This is a genomic window from Ruegeria sp. CH5 (genome assembly GCF_056537025.1).
In genome coordinates this window covers 308,076-326,723 of record NZ_JBQFQT010000004.1, presented here as the reverse complement: position 1 = coordinate 326,723, position 18,648 = coordinate 308,076, and the positions used below count along the sequence as shown (strand labels likewise).

Here is an 18,648-nt window from a genome sequence, read left to right as displayed (position 1 = left end):
GTTGGATGGCGCAGGGCAAGAAGCCCTAGCGACCTATTCGGCCGCCACGTTCAGCGGCTCGGGCTTGGCCATCCATTCCTTGCCCTTCAGCATCGCCGACCAATAGACCGGCGGCAGCAGCTTTTCCTTGAGGACCCAGGCCGCGCGGCTGGGTTTGGTGCCGTCGATCAGGAACTTAGGGAAGCTGGGCTTCAGGACACCGCCATAGCCGAACTCGGCCAGCACGATCTTGCCGCGTTCCACCGTCAGCGGGCACGAGCCGTAACCGTCATAGGCCGCCACCGGGCCGCGGCCCTCGATATCGGCCACGATGTTGTCGGCCACCACCGGCGCCTGCTTGCGGGCAGCTGCCGCGGTTTTCGCGTTCGGCGCGTTCATCACGTCGCCCAGCGACCAGATGTTGTCAAAGCTCTTGTGGCGCAGCGTGGACTGATCCACATCGACCCAACCCGCCGCATCTGCCAGCGGCGATACCCGGATGAAGTCCGGCGCCACCTGCGGCGGGCAGACATGCATCATGTCGAACTCGACCGTCACCTGCTCGGGCTGCTCGTCGGGCTTGGCGACCTTGAACGTGGCGGTTTTCGCCGCCCCGTCCACCGCCACCAGATTGTGGAAGAAGTTCAGCGTGGCGTCGTATTTCCTGACATACTCCATCAGCGCCGGGACATAGTCCTTGACCCCGAACAGCACCCCGCCCGCATTCATGAACTGGATGTCGATATCCTTCAGAACCCCGCGTCGGACCCACGCATCGCCCGACAGGTACATCGCCTTTTGCGGCGCGCCCGCACATTTGATCGGCATCGGCGGCTGGGTGAACAGCGCCCGTCCCACCTTCAGCCCTTCGACCAACTGCCAGGTATAGGGCGCCAGGTCATAGCGATAGTTCGAGGTCACGCCGTTGCGGCCCAGCGTTTCCTCCAGCCCTTCGACCGCACCCCAGTCCAGCTTGAGCCCCGGAGTCACCACCAGACGGTCGTATTTGACCACTCGGCAACCATCCAGAATGACGGCGTTGTTCTGTGGCTCGAACGCGGCCACGGCGGCCTTGATCCATTTGACCCCGCGCGGGATCAGCGCGCCCATGGTCTTGGCCGTCTGTTCCGGCGTGAACACGCCGCCGCCCACCAGGGTCCAGCCGGGTTGATAATAGTGCACATCCGACGGGTCGATGATGGCAATCGACAGGTCGGATTTGCGCGCATGCAAGCTGGCGGCGGTGGCGATGCCCCCGGCCCCGCCGCCCACGATCACCACGTCAAAGGACGCGTCGCCGGTGTCGGTGGGCGTCTTGCCGCCATTGGCGATGCGGCGGGCCACGCCGCTCATGTCATATCCGGCAGCCTTGGTTGAGGTCAGGATGTCAGGCAAGGCTCGGCCCTGCGCGGCTTCGTGCAGCGACCAAAGCGTGGCCGAGCGCGTGCCCGTCCGGCAATAGGCCAGGATCGGACCTGGCAGTTCGGTCAGGGCTTGACCGAAGGCCTGCGCGTCCTCATCCCGAACCAGGCCAGTCTGGACGGGAACGTACCGGGCTTCGATGCCAAGCTTTTCTGCAGCGGCCTCGATTTCCTCGAATGTCGGTTGGTCGGACCCTTCACCGTCGGGGCGATTGCAGATGATGGCGCGGAAGCCCGCGGCCTTGATCGCCGGGATATCGGCAAGCGTTACCTGTGGCGACACCGAGAGTGCGCCCGAAATCTTTCGGATTTCCATTGTTGTCTCCTGCGGTCAGATCTTGTTGACCGGAACCTTGAGCATCTGGTTGCCGTCCTTGTCGGTCGGGATGTCACCCGCCCGGATATTGACCTGGATCGACGGGATGATCAGGGTCGGCATCGCCAGCGTCGCGTCACGCTCGGTGCGCATCTTGATGAACTCGTCCCGCGACTTGCCGCCGCCCACGTGAATGTTGTGCGCCTTTTCCTCGGCCACCGTGGTTTCCCAGCGAATGTCGCGGCCGTTGGGGCCGTAATCGTGGCACATGAACAGCCGGGTTTCGTCCGGCAGGCTCAGCACCTTCTGGATCGAGTCATAAAGCGTTCCCGCATCTCCGCCCGGAAAGTCGGCTCGGGCCGAACCACCATCGGGCATGAACAGCGTGTCACCCACAAACGCCGCATCGCCCATCACATGCACCATGCAGGCCGGTGTATGGCCCGGTGTGTGCATGGTGAAGGCGGTCATGTTGCCGATCTTGTAGGTCATGCCATCGGTGAACAGTGCATCGAACTGGCTGCCGTCACGCTGGAACTCGGTGCCTTCGTTGAAGATCTTGCCGAAGACCTCCTGCACGATCTTGATGTTCTCGCCAATGCCGATCTTGCCGCCCAGCTTTTGCTGGATGTAGGGCGCCGCCGACAGGTGATCGGCATGGGCGTGGGTCTCGATGATCCACTCCAGTTTCAGGCCCTGCTTTTCGATCTCGGCGATCAGCAGGTCGGCATGTTCGAATGTGATCCGGCCAGCGGCATAGTCGATGTCCATCACGCTGTCGATGATCGCGCAGGCGTTGGATGTCGGGTCCGAAACGATGTAGCTGATCGTCGCCGTGGCCTCGTCGTAGAAGCCCTGAACCTTGGGTTTGACGCTCAGATCAACCGGATATGCGGAAATTGGTGTCGCGATTGCGTCAGCCATTTTCTGGTTGTGGGTGTCGATTGCCTTTTGGTCGGTCATGATCGTGCCTCCTCTCTGACGCTCAGGCCTTGGCCGAACGTGTAATCAATGGTTGCCCTTGCAGAATGCGCGCCAGGGCCAGCCCGGCGGCGACCGCGCCCAGAAACAGCAGAACCTCCCACCGTCCGGTGCCCAGGGCCGGAATTGCCGCGCCCGGGCAGAATCCTGCGATGCCCCAGCCCACGCCAAACAAGGCTGAGCCGCCGACAAGCTTCATGTCGATGTGCTTTGCGCCCGGAATCTGGAACCGGTCCGCAAAAAGCGGCGCGGCGCGTCGCCATATCAGGCGATAGCCGATGAATGTCACCACCAGCGCACCGCCCATAACGAAGGCGAGGCTGGGGTCCCAGGTTCCGGCCAGATCGAAGAAGTTCAACACCTTGGCCGGGTTCATCATGCCCGAGATCGCGATGCCTGTGCCGAAGACAAGGCCGGTCAGGAACGTATGGAACAGTTTCATTGCCTCACCCTCCGAATACGTGGCGGATCACGAAAACCGTGATGGCGGCAGTTACCATGAAGGTCGGAACGGCAACCAGGGACCGGGTCGACAACCGCGACAGGCCGCATACGCCGTGACCCGAGGTGCACCCCGAGCCGAGGCTGGCGCCCAGACCGACGATGACGCCGCCGACCACGATCATCAGCGGGCTGATCGGCACCTCGATGGCCGGCATGGAGCCGGTCAGCACGTAGATCAGACCCGGCGCAACGATCATTCCGGCAACAAGCGCCAGCCGCCAGGAAAACTCGGACCCGCTGTCAGGAAAGACCAGACCGGACATGATCCCGGTGGCACCCATGATGCGGCCGAGGCCCAACATCAACAACACTGCGCCCAAGCCTATCAGCAGGCCGCCGCCAAAGGATGCAAAAGGCGTGAATACGGTTTCCATATTATCTGGTCCTGCAGGTTTTGATGCCCAAAAGCGTGTACACCGGGCAGAATTTCATGGTCGCGGTCAACAGCATGATGATGCCAATGATCACAGCGCCATATTTGAACAGTGGTGCGGCGAACAGGGCCAGCCCGCTGAAGACTGCAAGGTACAGCAGGACCAACCCAAGAGCCGCGCGCAGCGTGCGGTCGATCGTTCCGACGTTGTTGGTCATATCGCCCTCCATATTCAGGTTTCTGAATGGCATATATGACGCCAGGAGCGTCTCTTCAGTGACAATGTCACGAATGCCGAAAAGATTCCCGAAAAATCAGGTGCTGTGGGCCAAAGCCTGCAAAGCCGTTGTGTCGGTGAGCGTAATCTTGCCCCGAGATTGCGAAACCAACTCGCGTTTCTGGAAGTCGTGCAGCACCCGCGAGACAACCTCACGCGCGGTTCCCAGTTCGCTGGCCAGTTGTTGGTGTGTCGCTTGCACCTCGTTCGCGGAATCGGCCAATGCAAGCAGACGTTCCGCCAGCCGGACATCGATCCGGCCGAAGGCGACGTCATCGACCACGCGCAGAAGGTCGATCAATCGGCGGGAATAGGCCTGGAACACGAAATCGCGAAACGCGTCCTCTTCCGCGGCAAGGCGGTCGAAGGCAGGCTTGGGCAGGACGATCGCGGTGACATCTGTTTCAGCAATGCCTTCGGCGTTATAGGCCTCTTCGGCCAGCATGCATGCCGTGGTCAGCACGCAGCTTTCGCCGGCTTCGACCCGATACAAGACGATTTCGCGCCCCGTATCCGAGCTTTGTGAAACGCGGATCCGGCCTTCGTACAGAAACATGAGGCTGTCCGGCACATTGTCGGGCCCGAACACCTGGGCCCCGTTCGGGAACTTCACGATCCGCGCGGCCGCGCGCAACCGGGCGCGTACCGCATCGGGCAGGTGGCTGGTTCCGTGGAACCGCTGGGTCCAGTCAGTGATTGTCATGTGGCTGCTTGCATGGGTGGCCCAAAGCCCTCGTAGATCATTACGGTTCTGCCGTCTTTCGCCCGGCCTAGACGATACGTTCGTAACAACGCGTCCTGTGCACCTGCCGCATGGCCTAGGACAGAACCGTGGTCGCGATCAAGGGAAAGCGCCCGAAGGTGCCTCGGGTCTATCCTGTCAGTCGCGACCCAGATCCTTGAGGATCGGACAATCCGGGCGGTCATCTCCGGCGCATTCCTGGATCAGGTGCGACAGTGTTTCGCGCATGGCTTTCAAACCTTCGATCTTGGCATCGATCTCTTCGAGGTTCTGTTTGGCGATCCGCTTGACGTCCGCGCTGGCGCGGTGCTTGTCCTCGTACAGCGCCAGAAGCGAGCGGCAGTCTTCGATGGTGAACCCCAGCGACCGCGCGCGCCCGATGAACGCCAGCTTGTGCAGTTCTTTCTCGTCGAAATGGCGGTATCCATTGGTCGAGCGTCTGGGTTTGATGAAACCGATATCCTCATAATACCGGATGGTCTTGGCCGGCAAACCCGAGCGTTCGGCGACGTCCCCGATGTTCATGGCGGCTCCTTTCCTATTCGGCGGGTGTGGGTGCGTGTGCAATGGTCTGCGGTTTGCGGTCGGATCCGCTCGGCGGCCGGGCCGCCTTGACCCAACGCAGCCGCAATGCGTTTGACAAGACGAACACGCTGGACAGCGCCATGGCGCCAGCCGCCAAAACCGGGGACAGCAAGGGTCCGCCAAAGGGATAGAGAACTCCCGCGGCCACCGGGATCAGCAGCGTGTTGTAGCCAAAGGCCCAGAACAGGTTCTGCCGGATATTGCGCATGGTGCGCTGGCTGATATCGAAGGCGTTGACCACGCCGATCAGATCGCCCGACATCAGCACCACGTCTGCGGCCTCGATCGCAACGTCGGTCCCGGTGCCGATGGCAATGCCGACATCCGCGGCCGCCAGCGCCGGAGCGTCGTTGATCCCATCACCGACAAAAGCCAACTTGCCGCCGTTCACGCGCAGGTTTTCCAGTGCAGCGACTTTGCCTTCGGGCAGGACTTCGGCGACGACTGTGTCGATCCCAAGCTGTGCTGCGATGGCATCGGCCGTCGCCCTGTTGTCGCCCGTGATCATCGCCACTTTGAGCCCCAGCGCGTGCAAGGCTTCGATGGCCTCCGGTGTGCTGGGCTTGATCGGGTCGGCCACCGCGATTGCGGCGGCAGCGGTTCCGTCGATTGCGGCGTAGAGCGGTGTTCTGCCTTTGGCGGCCAGCGACGCGCCGTGATCTGACAGCGCACTGATGTCGATGCCTTCGCGCTCCATCAGACGATCGGCACCGATGAGGATGCTGTGCCCTTCGATGACCGCTTGAACCCCATAGCCGGTGATCGACTTGAAATCCTCGGGCTTCGGCAGATTCAGGCCGCGTGTCTCGGCCGCGCGCACGATGGCGGTGGCGATCGGATGTTCCGAAGTGGCCTCGACGGCTGCGACCAGGCGCAGGACGGTGTCCTCATCCAGCCCTTGGGCAACCACAAGATCAGTCAGTTCCGGGCGGCCTTCCGTCAGGGTGCCGGTCTTGTCCACCGCTACAACAGTGGTTTCCTGCAACATCTGCAGCGCGTCGCCCTTGCGGAACAGAACGCCCATTTCCGCAGCGCGCCCCGTGCCCACCATGATCGATGTCGGCGTAGCCAGACCCATTGCGCAGGGGCAGGCAATGATAAGCACCGCGACCCCGGCAACCAGAGCCATGCTGAGTGCCGGGTCCGGTCCGAACAGCAACCAAACAAGGACTGTCACGACCGCCACCGCGATCACCGCGGGAACAAACCAAAGGGTGATACGGTCAACCAAGCCCTGAATGGGCAGCTTCGCGCCCTGAGCCTGTTCGACCATCTGAATGATCTGCGCCAGCATCGTATCCGCTCCGATCTTTTCGGCGCGGACGGTCAACGCTCCGGTACCGTTCACGGTGCCGCCTACGACGGTTGCGTCAGAGGATTTCTCGACCGGAACGGGCTCACCCGTGATCATGCTTTCGTCAACATACGAACTGCCGCTCAGCACCGAGCCATCGACCGGGATCTTTTCGCCGGGCCGCACGTGAACCAGATCGCCCACTGCGATCTGATCAATAGGCAGTTCGACGATGCGGTTCTCCCGTTCGACCCGCGCGGTTTTGGCCTGCAGGCCGACCAGCTTGCGGATCGCCTCGCCGGTTCGGCCTTTGGCGCGTGCTTCAAGAAAGCGGCCCAGCAGGATCAGAACCACGATGACCGCGGCCGCCTCGTAATAGACATTGGCCGTGCCGGTCGGAAGGATTTCGGGCGCAAAGGTCGAGATCAGCGAGAACCAATAAGCCGCCGACGTGCCCAAAGCGACCAGCGAATTCATGTCTGGCGCACCCTTGGCAAGTGCTGGAAAGCCCTTGGTGTAGAATTGAAGACCGGGCCCGAACAGGACCAGTGTCGTCAAGACGAACTGAATGTAGTGGCTGGCTTGCAGACCCATGGTGCTTGCAATCAGGTGATGCATGCCGGGAATGACATGCGCGCCCATTTCAAGGATGAAAACCGGCAAGGCCAGGATTGCCGCAAACCCCGTTCGCAGTGCCAGTTTGCGGATTTCGTCAGCTTTGCGATCCTGCGCCGCTGCCTGAGCCGAGTTGCGCGGCGTCGCCGGGTACCCGGCCGCGTTGGCCAGTGCAGCAATCGCTTCGGGTGTCGTGGCGCCCGTTGCAAACTGGACGGTCGCGCTTTCCGAGGCGAGGTTGACCGACGCCGCCAGCACCCCCTGCCCGGCAAGCAAAGCCTTCTCGACCCGGCCGACGCATGAAGCACAGCTCATGCCTTGGATGTTGAGCGTGACGGTCTCGGTCACGGCTGGATAGCCCGCCGCCTCCATCGCCTGTGCGATGGATTTGACATCAGCCGGAGCATCGAAATCCACCTGGACGCTCTCATTCGCCAGGTTTACGGCAGCCGAGTCGACGCCCGGAACCGCGCTGAGCGCACGCTCAACCCGAGCCACGCAAGACGCGCAACTCATCCCCTGAACCTGAAATTTGGCATGTGAAATATTGGCCATGTCGTCACCACGATTATCCGGTCGACCCTGTACATAAGGGTTCCAGCAAGTGGAAGGTCAAGGCCCTCTGCGGAATATCCCCGCGCACCAAGCAAACCATCCCGTCAGGGCAAGAGCAGTTTGCTGCTGTGCTCCGTCGGCAACAGGGCAACGATGGATGGCGGCGGATCCTTGGTGAATTGAAGCGGGATCGCTTGGATGCGAGGGTATCACGCAAAGAGAATCACTTGGGAATCGGAAAGGTGCGGCATGACAACGAGGAAAGCATTGATTGGGCTATGCGCGCTGTCCCTGATTGCCGCCTGCACCGAGACCACGTTGATGTCCGGCGACAAAGCCCCCGGTGACCTTGCCAAAGTGCCCGAGGGCGTGGTCGAGATCGCCGCGCCGGGCCAGGACCTGACCGCCGTTCGCATCATGCCCGAAGACGGTTGTTACTGGTACCGGTACGTGGGCCCGGTCGAAACGACATACCTACCGCTGAGAACCGCCGATGGCCGCCCGATCTGCGCCCGCGCGTGACGGATCAGCTGCTGGCAGTCGCAAATCTTTCGGGTGGGTAAAGATGAGCCGTCGCGCCCGGCTGCACCCGGTCATACAGGCCAATAATATGGGCCATGACCATACGTACACAGCCTGAGCTTGCCCGCCCGCCGATAGACCGGGAATAGGGTGTTCCGTGGATGCGCAGATATGTGTCGCGATTGCCCTGAAACAGGTAGAAAGCGCGTGCGCCCAAGGGGTTGTTGGGTCCGCCGGGCATTCCGTCGGCAAACTGCGCATAGTCCTGCGGATCGCGTTTGATCATGTCTGCGGTCGGGGTCCAACGCGGCCATTTGGCTTTGCGCCGGATCGTGTAGGTCCCGGGTTCGTAGAGATTGCCACGGGCGATCGCCACGCCGTATCGCATCGCGGTTCCGCCCTCTTCGATGAAATACAGGTAGCGCGCGACCGCATCCACGTGAATGTCACCGGGCACCAGCGACCGATTGGTTTCGACCCGTTGCGGCAGAAACCGGGGATTCAACCCCCAAGGGTTCGAGGTGGCCGGGTCATAGTTGGCCGGCGTCACCTGCCTGTCCCAAGCCGCCCATTGAGATGCGGTCGACGCTTCGGCCGATGTCGCGCCAAGAATCGGTTGCGAGAAAACAGCAAGCGAAGTCGCAACAAAATGTCTTCTGGTCAGCATGTCTGCACCTCCAGTCGCCTTGCCGTGGCAGCAAGAAAAAAGATCGGACTAAACGATTCCCTGAAACAGACCCCGAGTCCATTCACTTGTTCGTTTGACGCAAAACCTTGTCGCAACTGGTGTTTTGAGGTCGTGCACAAACGGCTGCCGAAAGCCGCGCATCTGGATCAGACGAGTTTTTGAACCGCCCCGGGTGGGTTGTCATAAAACTGTTACGAAAGCGTTACATAAGCTTCGCACGCCCGGACTACTGCACTCAACAAGGCCGCAGGGGGCGGCCAAAGCTGATTCTCAGGAGTGACCATGACCACCATCAAACTGACCGCTTCGGTTCTGGCAATCACCGCGATCGCCGCGTCCGCTGCCTCGGCGCGCGACGCCATCCGTATCGTCGGATCGTCGACCGTATTCCCGTACACCCAAGCCGTGGCCGAGCAGTTCGCCAACAACACGGGCGCTGCTTCGCCCATCGTCGAATCGACCGGTACCGGCGGCGGCATGAAAATCTTCTGCGAAGGCATCGGCGAAAACACTGCCGACATCACCGGCGCATCGCGTGCCATGAAGGCCTCGGAATACGAGCTGTGCCAAAAGAACGGCGTGACCGACATCTCTGAAGCTCTGATCGGTTTCGACGGCCTGTCGATCGCCATCTCGCGCAGCAATGAACAGGATTGGGACCTGTCGCTGGCCGACATCTACATGGCTCTCGGCGCCCAGGTGCCGGTTGATGGCGAGTGGAAGGACAACCCGTACAAGACCTGGAACGAAATCAACCCCGACCTGCCGGCCGTGGAAATCCTGGCTTATGGACCGCCGCCGACCTCGGGCACCCGCGACGCGTTCGTCGAGCTGGCCATGCATGAAGGCTGCAAAGAGCTGGACTTCGTCAAGAGCGGTGATTTCGACAAGAAATGGGTCAAGGAAAACTGCTCGCGCATGCGTACCGACGGGCCCTTCGTCGAAGCGGGCGAGAATGACAACCTGATCGTTCAGCGCCTTGAGGCGGATCCGAACGCCGTGGGCATCTTCGGCTACTCGTTCCTGTACGAGAACCTGGACAAGCTGAAGCCGGTCACGATCGAAGGCGTCGAGCCGAATGCCGACACCATCGCCGACAAATCCTATCCGGTGTCCCGCCCGCTGTACTTCTATGTAAAGAATGCGCATCGCGGCGTGATCCCGAACCTGGACGAGTTCCTGGAAGAATACATGTCGGATGATGCTTTGGCATCCGACGGCTACCTGGCCGAACGTGGTCTGGTTGGTCTGTCCGACGAGCGCCGTGAAGAGCTGCAGGACGCAATTCTGGACGGCCAGAACATGGAACCCAAGTCGTAAGATTTGCAATTCACAGGGCTGTCCGGCCGCGAAACCGGGCAGCCCATTTTTGTGCCTGGGGGGCAGATGACTACTTTCGTGTTTGCGGCGCTGTTGGGCGTCAGTATCCTTGGATATTTGCTGAACAGACGGGCCGCGGCCGGTCTGCGCGCAGATGGGACGTCCCTGCACTCCCTGCCCGGCTATCACGGGCTGTTTTCTTTTCTGTCCACGCTGGTTCCGGTCTTTGTGCTGATCGTACTGTGGCTGATCTTGCAGGGCCCGATGATCGACCATGTGGTCATGTCGGGCCTGCCTGCGGGCAGCCTTGACGGATTGGACACTGGAGGGCGTCAACTGGTGTTGGCCGAGATCAAGTCGATCTCGCGCGGGCAGATCTTCGGCGAGCCTGAACAGTGGAAGATGGACGCGGCCCAGCGGTATCTTGAGCTGCATCAGATGTCGGGATGGGTGCTGCTGTCTATCGTTGTCATTCTGTCACTGGCCATCGTGGCATTTGCCCGGTCGCGTGTCGGTGTCGAATTCCGCGCCCGCCACAGTGTGGAACGCATCGTTTCCGGCCTGATGATCTTCTGTTCGACCGTCGCCATCTTTACGACCGTCGGCATCATTGCCGCGCTGCTGTTCGAATCCATCCGCTTTTTCGAGATGGTGCCGATCACCGAGTTCTTCTTCGGCCTGAACTGGGAACCGCAGATTCCTCTGCGCGAGGACCAGATTGCCGCCGAAGGTGCTTTCGGCTGGCTTCCGGTCATCCTCGGCACGATCGTCATTACCGTTGTCGCGTTGTTCCTGGCGGTTCCGGTGGGACTGTTGTCGGCCATCTACCTGAATGAATTCGCGCCCCACCGCTTGCGGGCGGTGGCCAAGCCAGTGCTGGAGATCCTGGCCGGCGTGCCGACCGTGGTCTATGGCTTCTTCGCGATCCTGGTCGTGGCCCCGGCCATGCGCAGTTTCGGCGCTTCGCTGGGCATTCCCGTGTCACCCAACACGGCGCTGGCCGCAGGCAGCGTGATGGGCATCATGTTGATCCCGTTCATCTCGTCCTTTACCGACGACGCCCTGTCAGCCGTTCCGAAATCTCTGCGCGACGGAGCGCTGGCTTTGGGGGCGACACGGGCCGAGACGGTTCTGAACGTGCTGTTCCCCGCTGCCATTCCCGGCATCGTCGGTGGCATCCTGTTGGCCGTCAGCCGCGCGATCGGGGAAACCATGATCGTGGTGATGGCGGCCGGTCTGATCGCCTCGCTGACCATCAACCCGCTGGACAGCGTGACCACGGTGACCGTGCAGATCGTCACGCTTCTGATCGGCGACACCTCGTTCGACAACCCCAAGACGCTGGCAGCCTTTGCCTTGGGCATGATGCTGTTCGTCGTCACCCTGATCATCAACGTCTTCGCGCTGCGCATCGTGCGCAAGTACCGCGAAGCCTATGACTGAGGCCAAGAATCATGGCTGACCTGACCGCAGGACAAAACAATTCGCCCAAAGGCGGAGACACCGCCGACGCCGTGCGCGCCAGCCTGGCCCGCCGCAATCGTAAACAGAAGATACTACAGGGCCTTGGCCTGGGCGCCATCGGGTTTGCATTTCTGATGCTGTTCATCTTGGTGGCCTCGCTGGTGTCATCCGGATACCAGGCGTTCACCCAGACCAAGATCACGCTCGAGGTCTATGTCGACCCCGAGGAGATCGAGCCCGAAAAACTGCCGCGGGGCGGTTTCAAGGACGTGTTGCAAGCCTCGCTGTCCGAGTTGCTGCCCGAGGTGGACACCAGCGATCGGGCTACCCGAAAGGCCCTGTCGGGCATTCTGTCCAACGGAGCGCAGTTTGATCTGCGCGACCGGGTGGTGGCCGACCCAGCGCTGATCGGGCAGACCATCACGATGACCGTGCCGGTATCTGACCCATATGACCAGCTGAACAAGGGCACCATCGACCGCGACACGCCCGAGCAGAACCGCCGCTTGAACGATGCCGAGATCGCGTGGTTCGATCAGCTCAAGGCCGAAGGCGTGATCAGCAAGCCGCTGAACACTGGCCTGGTCACCAATGCCGACAGCCGGTTCCCCGAATTGGCGGGCCTAAAGGGCGCGCTGATCGGGTCGTTCTGGGCGCTGTTCGTGTGTTTCGTGATTTCCTTCCCGCTGGGCATCGGCGCGGCGATCTACCTTGAGGAATTCGCGCCCAAGAACAAGGTCAGTGACTTCATCGAGGTCAACATCAACAACCTGGCCGCGGTGCCGTCGGTCGTTTTCGGCCTGTTGGCGCTGGCGGTGTTCATCGGCTGGTTCGGGCTGCCGCGCTCGGCCCCGTTCGTGGGTGGCATGACGCTGGCGCTGATGACCATGCCGACGATCATCATCGCCACCCGCGCGGCGCTGAAGGCCGTGCCGCCGTCGATCCGCGAGGCGGCCCTGGGCATCGGTGCGTCCAAGCACCAGGTGGTGTTCGGTCATGTGCTACCGCTGGCGATGCCCGGCATCCTGACCGGTACGATCATCGGGCTGGCGCAGGCCTTGGGGGAAACTGCTCCGTTGCTGCTGATCGGGATGAACGCGTTCATCACCTCGGCCCCGGCTGGCCCGTTCGACAGTGCCACCGCCCTACCCACGCAGATCTTCATCTGGGCTGACAGCCCCGAGCGCGGCTTCGTCAGCCGGACCTCGGCCGCGATCCTGGTGCTGCTGGGGTTCCTGGTCACGATGAATGCAATCGCGATCTATCTTCGCAACAAATTCGAGCGCAGCTGGTAAGCGCAAAGGGGTCATCATGATGAACGACATGAGCAAGATCGAGCCGAGTGCCGCCGTCGACGCCATCAAAATTCAGGCGAAGGGCGTCCAGGTCTTTTATGGCGACAACCAGGCAATCAAGGACGTATCGGTCGACATTCTCGACAAAACGGTAACCGCTTTCATCGGCCCGTCCGGATGCGGCAAGTCCACGTTCCTGCGCTGCCTGAACCGGATGAACGACACGATTGACGTCTGCCGGGTCGAAGGCGACATCCGGATCGACAACGAAGACATCTACGACAAACGGATCGACCCGGTGCAGCTGCGTGCCAAGGTGGGTATGGTGTTCCAAAAGCCGAACCCGTTCCCCAAGTCGATCTACGACAACGTAGCCTATGGTCCCCGGATCCACGGACTGGCCAGAACAAAAGCCGATCTGGATGAGATCGTTGAGAAATCCCTGCGCCGTGGCGCCATCTGGGATGAGGTGAAGGATCGCCTGCACGAGCCCGGCACCGGCTTGTCCGGCGGTCAGCAGCAGCGCCTTTGCATCGCGCGCGCGGTTGCCACTGAACCCGAGGTCCTGTTGATGGACGAACCGTGCTCGGCTTTGGATCCGATCGCGACCGCCCAGGTCGAGGAACTGATTGACGAGTTGAAGCTGAACTTCTCGGTGGTAATCGTCACGCACTCGATGCAGCAGGCGGCTCGGGTCAGCCAGAAAACGGCGTTCTTCCACCTCGGCAGCTTGGTGGAATACGGGGACACGGGGCACATCTTCACCAATCCCGAAGACCCGCGCACGGAATCCTACATCACCGGGAGAATCGGATGACCCAGGACGCCATGAAGGACAAGCACATCGTCCGATCTTTTGATCAGGAACTCGAGTCTGTTCAGGCGCATCTGATGCGCATGGGTGGGTTGGTCGAGAGCTGCCTGTCGGACGCGATCCGGGCACTGTGCGACAAGGATGTCGAACTCGCCGCGCGCACCGTCAAGGCCGATCGCGCCATCGACGAGTTGGAAGAGATGGTCAAGAACGACAGCGCCAACATCATCGCGCGGCGCGCGCCTACGGCCATCGACCTGCGCGTGGTCCTGGCGACCTTCACCATCGCCAACCAGCTCGAGCGCAGTGGGGACCATGCAAAAAACATCGCCAAGCGTGCCGTGACCCTGGCGGACTCGGCGAGTTTGGACGAAGTCAAATCGGCCATAGCGCGTCAGGCCCAGCTGGTGCAGAGCATGATTGCGGATGCCCTGGATTGCTTCATCCAGCGGGACGCGGACAAGGCCCAGGCCATCCGTGAACGTGACGCTGATGTGGATGCGATGTACAATAACGTGTTTCGCGCTCTGCTGACCCATATGATGGAGAACCCGGGCAATATCACCCCGGGCATGCATCTGCATTTCGTGGCCAAAAACCTCGAGCGGATCGGCGATCATGCTACCGGGATCGCGGAGCAGACCATCTACCTTGTCAGTGGGCAGTTGCCTGATGATGACCGCCCGCGCCTCGACAAGACACCAACGGAAACCACCGAGGTCCTGTGATGCCAACGCCATCGATCCTTGTCGTCGAAGACGAGCCCGCGCAGCGCGAGATCATCTGCTACAACCTCGAGGCCGAAGGCTTTGACGTGCGCCAGGCCGAAACCGGTGACGAGGCGCTGTTGCAGATCAAGGAAGTGCCGCCCGATCTGATCCTGCTGGACTGGATGCTGCCCGGCGTTTCCGGGATCGAAATTTGCCGCCAACTGAAGATGACGGCCGCGACCCGTGCCATTCCGGTGATCATGCTCTCGGCAAAATCCGAAGAGGTCGACAAGGTGCGCGGGCTGGAGACAGGTGCCGACGACTATGTCACCAAGCCCTATTCGGTGATCGAGCTGATGGCCCGAGTCAAATCCCAGTTCCGCCGGACCCGCCCCGCAGCCGTGGGCGAGCGGTTGGAATACGATGACATCGTCCTGGATGCCGAAACGCACCGCGTGACCCGCGCGGACGAGGACATCAAGCTGGGTCCGACCGAGTTTCGGCTGCTGTCGACCTTCATGGAAAAGCCAGGCCGGGTCTGGAGTCGCGAACAATTGCTCGACCGGGTCTGGGGGCGCGACATCTATGTGGATACCCGGACCGTCGACGTGCATATCGGGCGTTTGCGTAAAGCTTTGACGGTGCGTGGGGGGGATGACCCGATCCGCACCGTGCGCGGGGCCGGTTACGCGCTCGGCTGAGCACCGGTCCCTGTCATTTCGCGCAGGTGGCACCCCAGCATCAGCAGCGCAGGCCAGAGCAGATAGGCCTCGATCTCGATATTTTCGCCGAAGGTCAGCAGCAGCAGGGTCATCAGCAGGCCCAGCGGCAAGCGTCCGCGCGCCGAGCGGACCGCGTCGGTGATCACCACGCCGAAATGCACGGCGAAGGGGACAATAAAAGCCACGAAGCCGGTGATGCCCTTGACGAACAGAAGCCCGTACCAAGTGTGGTGGCTTCCGATGGGCATGTACTCGACCAAATGCGCACCGGGCTGAACCGTTCCGTGACCAAATAGCACCGCGTCGGATTGCCAGCGCTCATAGGCGATGCGTTGAAGGGTTTCGCGCACGCGGGTGCTGTCGGCGCGGGCCGATTTGAAATTCTGCAGCGCCTGGTTGCCCAGATCGATCACGGCGGCCCCCCACGCCGCGGACGCCGTCGCCACGGCCGACACCAGAAACCATCCGATGCTGCGCGCCACCAGCGGCAAAAGGCGCGGCCCCAGCGTGCAGGCCACCAGCCCGACCAGCCCCATGCGGGATTTCGACGCCAGGATCATGAGAATACCCGCGCTCAGACCGACGGCCATCCATCCCCGGTGCCGTTCTTCGAGCGCGAACAGGACCATGCATACCCCCAGCAAGGCGGCAAATGGTGACCACGGCGCGAAGAACTGCCACCGGGGCGTCCAACTGGCCGGGTCGATTGTGTAGAGATAGACCGAGAAATACTCGGGGCCCGGCCCACCGACCGCCTTGAGCGGTGAGGTGAAGATCTGGCTGGGCAGGCCCAGATAAGGCGCAGCCAACAGCGGGGGCGCAAGGCACAAGGTCCACAGTCCCAGCTTGCACTGGCCCCGCACCAGAACCTCGCGCCGGATCGGCAGCACGGCCCCGGCCAGAATGAACAATGGAATAAGCGCCCAGCCCTTGGCCCAGCCGATCGAGGACTTGATGGTCTTGCCCAGCCCCAGCCCCCAATCCAGATGGCCGGCCCACAATGCAAACAGCATCAACAACATGCCGGCCATCCACAGCCCCGCCAGCGCCGGAACCGGCCCCGTGGCCCGCAGATCCGGACGGATCGCCGGCCCCAGATACAAGGCCAGCGCCGCCAACCCAGCCAGCATCCAGCACAGCACTGGCCCAACGACATAGAGCGCGCCGATGGCATAGAACGGCCATGTCCAGACCAGCGCGTGCCAGACAAGCCGCTCGGCCGGGTTCTGCGGCGCGGCCTGGCTCATGCCTTGTTCTCGCCTGTGTCTTTCAACAGCCGCGAGATCAGCGGGTTGCGGACCCATGCCAGCGTCAGCCCGATCAGAAGCATCAACGTGGCGGCAATCCCTGCCGCGATCGACAGCTTCTTGTTGGGTGAAGACGGCCGTTCCGGCAGCGACGGATTTTCCAGCACCTGGATCAGCGGGTACGAGGCGTAGACATCGGTCTTTTTCGATTCCGACCGGGCGATGGCCGAGGCAAAGACGGCTTCGGCCACGGCAAAATCCCTTTGGCGGTCTTCAAGTTCAGCCGCCATCGACGCCAGCGCGGACAGGCGCGCAGTTTCGGCCGCGACCTGTGCGGCGAGGGTTTTTACGTGCTTTTCCTGCCCCGCGCGCAGGGCGTTTTCGCGGACAAGCTCGCTCAGCAACTGCGCACGCTCTCCCTCGGGGGCGCGGTCCAGACCCGAGAGCTGCTCGACCGACAGGCCAGTCACCTCGGCCGCGCGTTGGACGGCAACCTTCCGTGCGCCTTCATATTCGTCCCGCGCTGCGCGATAGACCGGATGGCGCGGCCCGTAATTGGCATCGGCCTGCGCCAGCTTGGCCGCGCCGGCCGAAACATCCTTGAGCAATGACATGTATTGCGCGTCGGCGTACAGCTTCAGCGTGACCGCGGCGGCATCCGGCGGCAGATCAAGCGCGACCTCAAGCGCCGCGACCCGCTCGGCCTGCCGGGCCAGCGTGCTTTCCTCGGCCCGCAGCGTTTGGCGCGCGCGGTCATTCGCGGCCACCTGCTCACGGTATTGGGCGGCCGAGAGCAGCCCACTCTGCCGCTGCAACTGCTCGATCGCAGCGCGGGTTTCACGAACCGAGCGCTGATAGGCGTCGATTGCGCCGCTGTTGCTGGCCTCGCGCGTGGCGATCTCGTCCGCGCGCAAGGCGTCAATCTCGGCAAAGAACGCAGCGACAAGGGCATCGCCGTGGCGTTGCGCGTCCCCCGGGCTGGCGGCCTCCATTTCGATATGGATCAAGCTGGTCTGGTCCACCAGGCGGATGCGCGGCTTGCCGAACGCATCGCGCTCAGCCCCGACGGCGCGTGCGGCCGCATCCAGAATGCGATCGGCCGATAACAGCCGCTTGTAGGTTTCGGTGGGGCTGATCGACCCGTTGGCAAAGGCCGAATTGGCGTAGGACGAGGCCTGCCCGATATTGGCCAGATTGACCGAGGCCGACGCGCCCGACCCCGGCAGGATCAACGAGGCGTGGGATGCGTATTTGACCGGCGCGGTTGCCAGATACCCGCTGATCGGGGCCCAGATGCAGCTGGATCCCAGAAGAAACAACGCAACGTATCGCGGCAGCCGTCCCGCATCGGTCAGCCGCCCGCCCTTGAGAACGCGGCGCCATCCCAGCGACCGGATGTCCGTGCGGCTGATGCGCGCCCAGTCCCAAGGGCGGTTTGGCGCAAGCGTTTGTTGGTTGTCGGAAATCTGGTTCGGCATATCAAATCCTCTCTTACAGGATTGATATACGGATGCGGCTTGGGCTGTCCGCTGCGCAAGGGGTTAGGCCGGGGCGGGTTGGGACAGGCCCCCTATCCGAAAGGATGGGCGCGGGTCAGAACAGGCCGGCCTCGCGCGCGGCCATCGCGGCCTGAGTACGGTTGCTGACACCCACTTTGCGGTACAGCGTTTTCACATGCAGCTTGATCGTGGGCTCGGACAGGTCCAGATCGCGGGCGATCTCCTTGTTCGACTTGCCCTCGGTCAGACCTTTGAGGACCTGGCGCTCGCGCTCGGTCAGTTTCTTGGCCATCGGGTGGGTGTCGTTCGGTTGCTCGGCGCTCATGAAACCGACGGGCAGATATTGCTCACCCATTGCCATGAAACGGATGGCGTTTACCAGAGACTTGGCCGGCAGGGTCTTGGGCACGAACCCGGCTGCCCCCAGCTCGAGCGCACGTTCAGCCAGATCGCGCGAGGCATCGCCGGTGAACAGCGCCACATGCCGCGCGCGATCCATGCCAATGCAGGTTTCCAACCCGCTCAGCCCGTTCATGCCGGGCATGTTCAGATCCAGCAGAACCAGATCAAATGGACCTTCGGATTCGATCTTGGCTTTTGCCGTCGCAAAATCCGGCGCGGTGGTGGGTTCGATCCCGCCCGCGGCCTCGATGAAGGCGACGAGCGTGTCCAGAACCAGTTCGTGATCGTCGGCGATAAGAACTTTCATCAATGAACTCCATGTG

Annotated in this window: 19 protein-coding genes; 7 read left to right on the top strand and 12 right to left on the bottom strand. The window is 62.1% G+C overall.

Annotation, left to right across the window (positions count from 1 at the left end):
- Positions 1 to 33: 33 nt before the first annotated feature.
- The 8 genes from ACR0JC_RS14525 to ACR0JC_RS14490 form a co-directional block, all read right to left on the bottom strand.
- Complete coding sequence (locus tag ACR0JC_RS14525) at positions 34 to 1,716, bottom strand: bifunctional protein tyrosine phosphatase family protein/NAD(P)/FAD-dependent oxidoreductase (protein WP_170341630.1); 1,683 nt, start codon at positions 1,714 to 1,716, stop codon at positions 34 to 36.
- A gap of 15 nt (positions 1,717 to 1,731) precedes the next feature.
- Complete coding sequence (locus tag ACR0JC_RS14520) at positions 1,732 to 2,616, bottom strand: MBL fold metallo-hydrolase (protein WP_170341794.1); 885 nt, start codon at positions 2,614 to 2,616, stop codon at positions 1,732 to 1,734.
- 85 nt (positions 2,617 to 2,701) lie between these two features.
- A complete protein-coding gene (locus ACR0JC_RS14515; protein ID WP_170341628.1) occupies positions 2,702 to 3,139 on the bottom strand; it encodes a DUF6691 family protein in 438 nt (145 codons plus the stop codon).
- A gap of 4 nt (positions 3,140 to 3,143) precedes the next feature.
- On the bottom strand, positions 3,144 to 3,575 hold the full coding sequence (locus ACR0JC_RS14510; protein WP_170341626.1) for a YeeE/YedE family protein: 432 nt from the start codon (positions 3,573 to 3,575) through the stop codon (positions 3,144 to 3,146).
- Between the two features lies 1 nt (position 3,576).
- The gene (locus ACR0JC_RS14505) at positions 3,577 to 3,792 is read right to left on the bottom strand and encodes a YgaP family membrane protein (protein ID WP_170341624.1); all 216 of its coding nucleotides are present in this window, start codon (positions 3,790 to 3,792) and stop codon (positions 3,577 to 3,579) included.
- Positions 3,793 to 3,888: 96 nt separating this feature from the next.
- Positions 3,889 to 4,554 carry a Crp/Fnr family transcriptional regulator gene (locus tag ACR0JC_RS14500; RefSeq protein WP_170341623.1) on the bottom strand — a complete coding sequence of 222 codons (666 nt, stop codon included), beginning with the start codon at positions 4,552 to 4,554 and terminating at the stop codon, positions 3,889 to 3,891.
- Between the two features lie 177 nt (positions 4,555 to 4,731).
- Positions 4,732 to 5,118 carry a Cu(I)-responsive transcriptional regulator gene (cueR, locus tag ACR0JC_RS14495; protein ID WP_093963300.1) on the bottom strand — a complete coding sequence of 129 codons (387 nt, stop codon included), beginning with the start codon at positions 5,116 to 5,118 and terminating at the stop codon, positions 4,732 to 4,734.
- A 13-nt stretch (positions 5,119 to 5,131) separates the two neighbouring features.
- A complete protein-coding gene (locus ACR0JC_RS14490) occupies positions 5,132 to 7,642 on the bottom strand; it encodes a heavy metal translocating P-type ATPase (protein ID WP_170341621.1) in 2,511 nt (836 codons plus the stop codon).
- 249 nt (positions 7,643 to 7,891) lie between these two features.
- Between ACR0JC_RS14490 and ACR0JC_RS14485 the strand changes: the two genes are divergently transcribed.
- The gene (locus tag ACR0JC_RS14485; protein ID WP_170341619.1) at positions 7,892 to 8,164 is read left to right on the top strand and encodes a hypothetical protein; all 273 of its coding nucleotides are present in this window, start codon (positions 7,892 to 7,894) and stop codon (positions 8,162 to 8,164) included.
- Positions 8,165 to 8,168: 4 nt separating this feature from the next.
- Here the strand turns inward: ACR0JC_RS14485 and ACR0JC_RS14480 are convergent, their stop codons facing one another.
- A complete protein-coding gene (locus ACR0JC_RS14480) occupies positions 8,169 to 8,831 on the bottom strand; it encodes a L,D-transpeptidase (protein WP_093963303.1) in 663 nt (220 codons plus the stop codon).
- A gap of 303 nt (positions 8,832 to 9,134) precedes the next feature.
- Between ACR0JC_RS14480 and ACR0JC_RS14475 the strand changes: the two genes are divergently transcribed.
- From ACR0JC_RS14475 to phoB, 6 genes are all read left to right on the top strand, one after another.
- Positions 9,135 to 10,172, top strand: a complete 1,038-nt coding sequence (locus ACR0JC_RS14475; protein WP_093963304.1) for a substrate-binding domain-containing protein — start codon at positions 9,135 to 9,137, stop codon at positions 10,170 to 10,172.
- A gap of 66 nt (positions 10,173 to 10,238) precedes the next feature.
- Positions 10,239 to 11,615, top strand: a complete 1,377-nt coding sequence (gene pstC, locus ACR0JC_RS14470; protein ID WP_480763979.1) for a phosphate ABC transporter permease subunit PstC — start codon at positions 10,239 to 10,241, stop codon at positions 11,613 to 11,615.
- Between the two features lie 11 nt (positions 11,616 to 11,626).
- Positions 11,627 to 12,931 carry a phosphate ABC transporter permease PstA gene (gene pstA / locus ACR0JC_RS14465; protein ID WP_170341613.1) on the top strand — a complete coding sequence of 435 codons (1,305 nt, stop codon included), beginning with the start codon at positions 11,627 to 11,629 and terminating at the stop codon, positions 12,929 to 12,931.
- A gap of 19 nt (positions 12,932 to 12,950) precedes the next feature.
- Positions 12,951 to 13,748 carry a phosphate ABC transporter ATP-binding protein PstB gene (pstB, locus tag ACR0JC_RS14460; RefSeq protein WP_170341609.1) on the top strand — a complete coding sequence of 266 codons (798 nt, stop codon included), beginning with the start codon at positions 12,951 to 12,953 and terminating at the stop codon, positions 13,746 to 13,748.
- A complete protein-coding gene (phoU, locus tag ACR0JC_RS14455; protein ID WP_244952437.1) occupies positions 13,745 to 14,473 on the top strand; it encodes a phosphate signaling complex protein PhoU in 729 nt (242 codons plus the stop codon). Before pstB ends, phoU begins: the two co-directional genes overlap by 4 nt.
- The gene (gene phoB, locus ACR0JC_RS14450) at positions 14,473 to 15,156 is read left to right on the top strand and encodes a phosphate regulon transcriptional regulator PhoB (protein WP_170341606.1); all 684 of its coding nucleotides are present in this window, start codon (positions 14,473 to 14,475) and stop codon (positions 15,154 to 15,156) included. The genes phoU and phoB overlap by 1 nt, the downstream gene beginning before the upstream one ends.
- On the opposite strand, the gene ACR0JC_RS14445 is transcribed toward phoB, so the two are convergent.
- The 3 genes from ACR0JC_RS14445 to ACR0JC_RS14435 form a co-directional block, all read right to left on the bottom strand.
- A complete protein-coding gene (locus ACR0JC_RS14445; protein ID WP_170341602.1) occupies positions 15,141 to 16,424 on the bottom strand; it encodes an O-antigen ligase domain-containing protein in 1,284 nt (427 codons plus the stop codon). The two genes, phoB and ACR0JC_RS14445, sit on opposite strands and share 16 nt — an antisense overlap.
- Positions 16,421 to 17,902, bottom strand: a complete 1,482-nt coding sequence (locus tag ACR0JC_RS14440; protein WP_170341598.1) for a GumC family protein — start codon at positions 17,900 to 17,902, stop codon at positions 16,421 to 16,423. The genes ACR0JC_RS14445 and ACR0JC_RS14440 overlap by 4 nt, the downstream gene beginning before the upstream one ends.
- Positions 17,903 to 18,017: 115 nt before the next feature.
- Complete coding sequence (locus tag ACR0JC_RS14435; RefSeq protein ID WP_170341595.1) at positions 18,018 to 18,632, bottom strand: response regulator transcription factor; 615 nt, start codon at positions 18,630 to 18,632, stop codon at positions 18,018 to 18,020.
- Between the last annotated feature and the right edge of the window lie 16 nt (positions 18,633 to 18,648).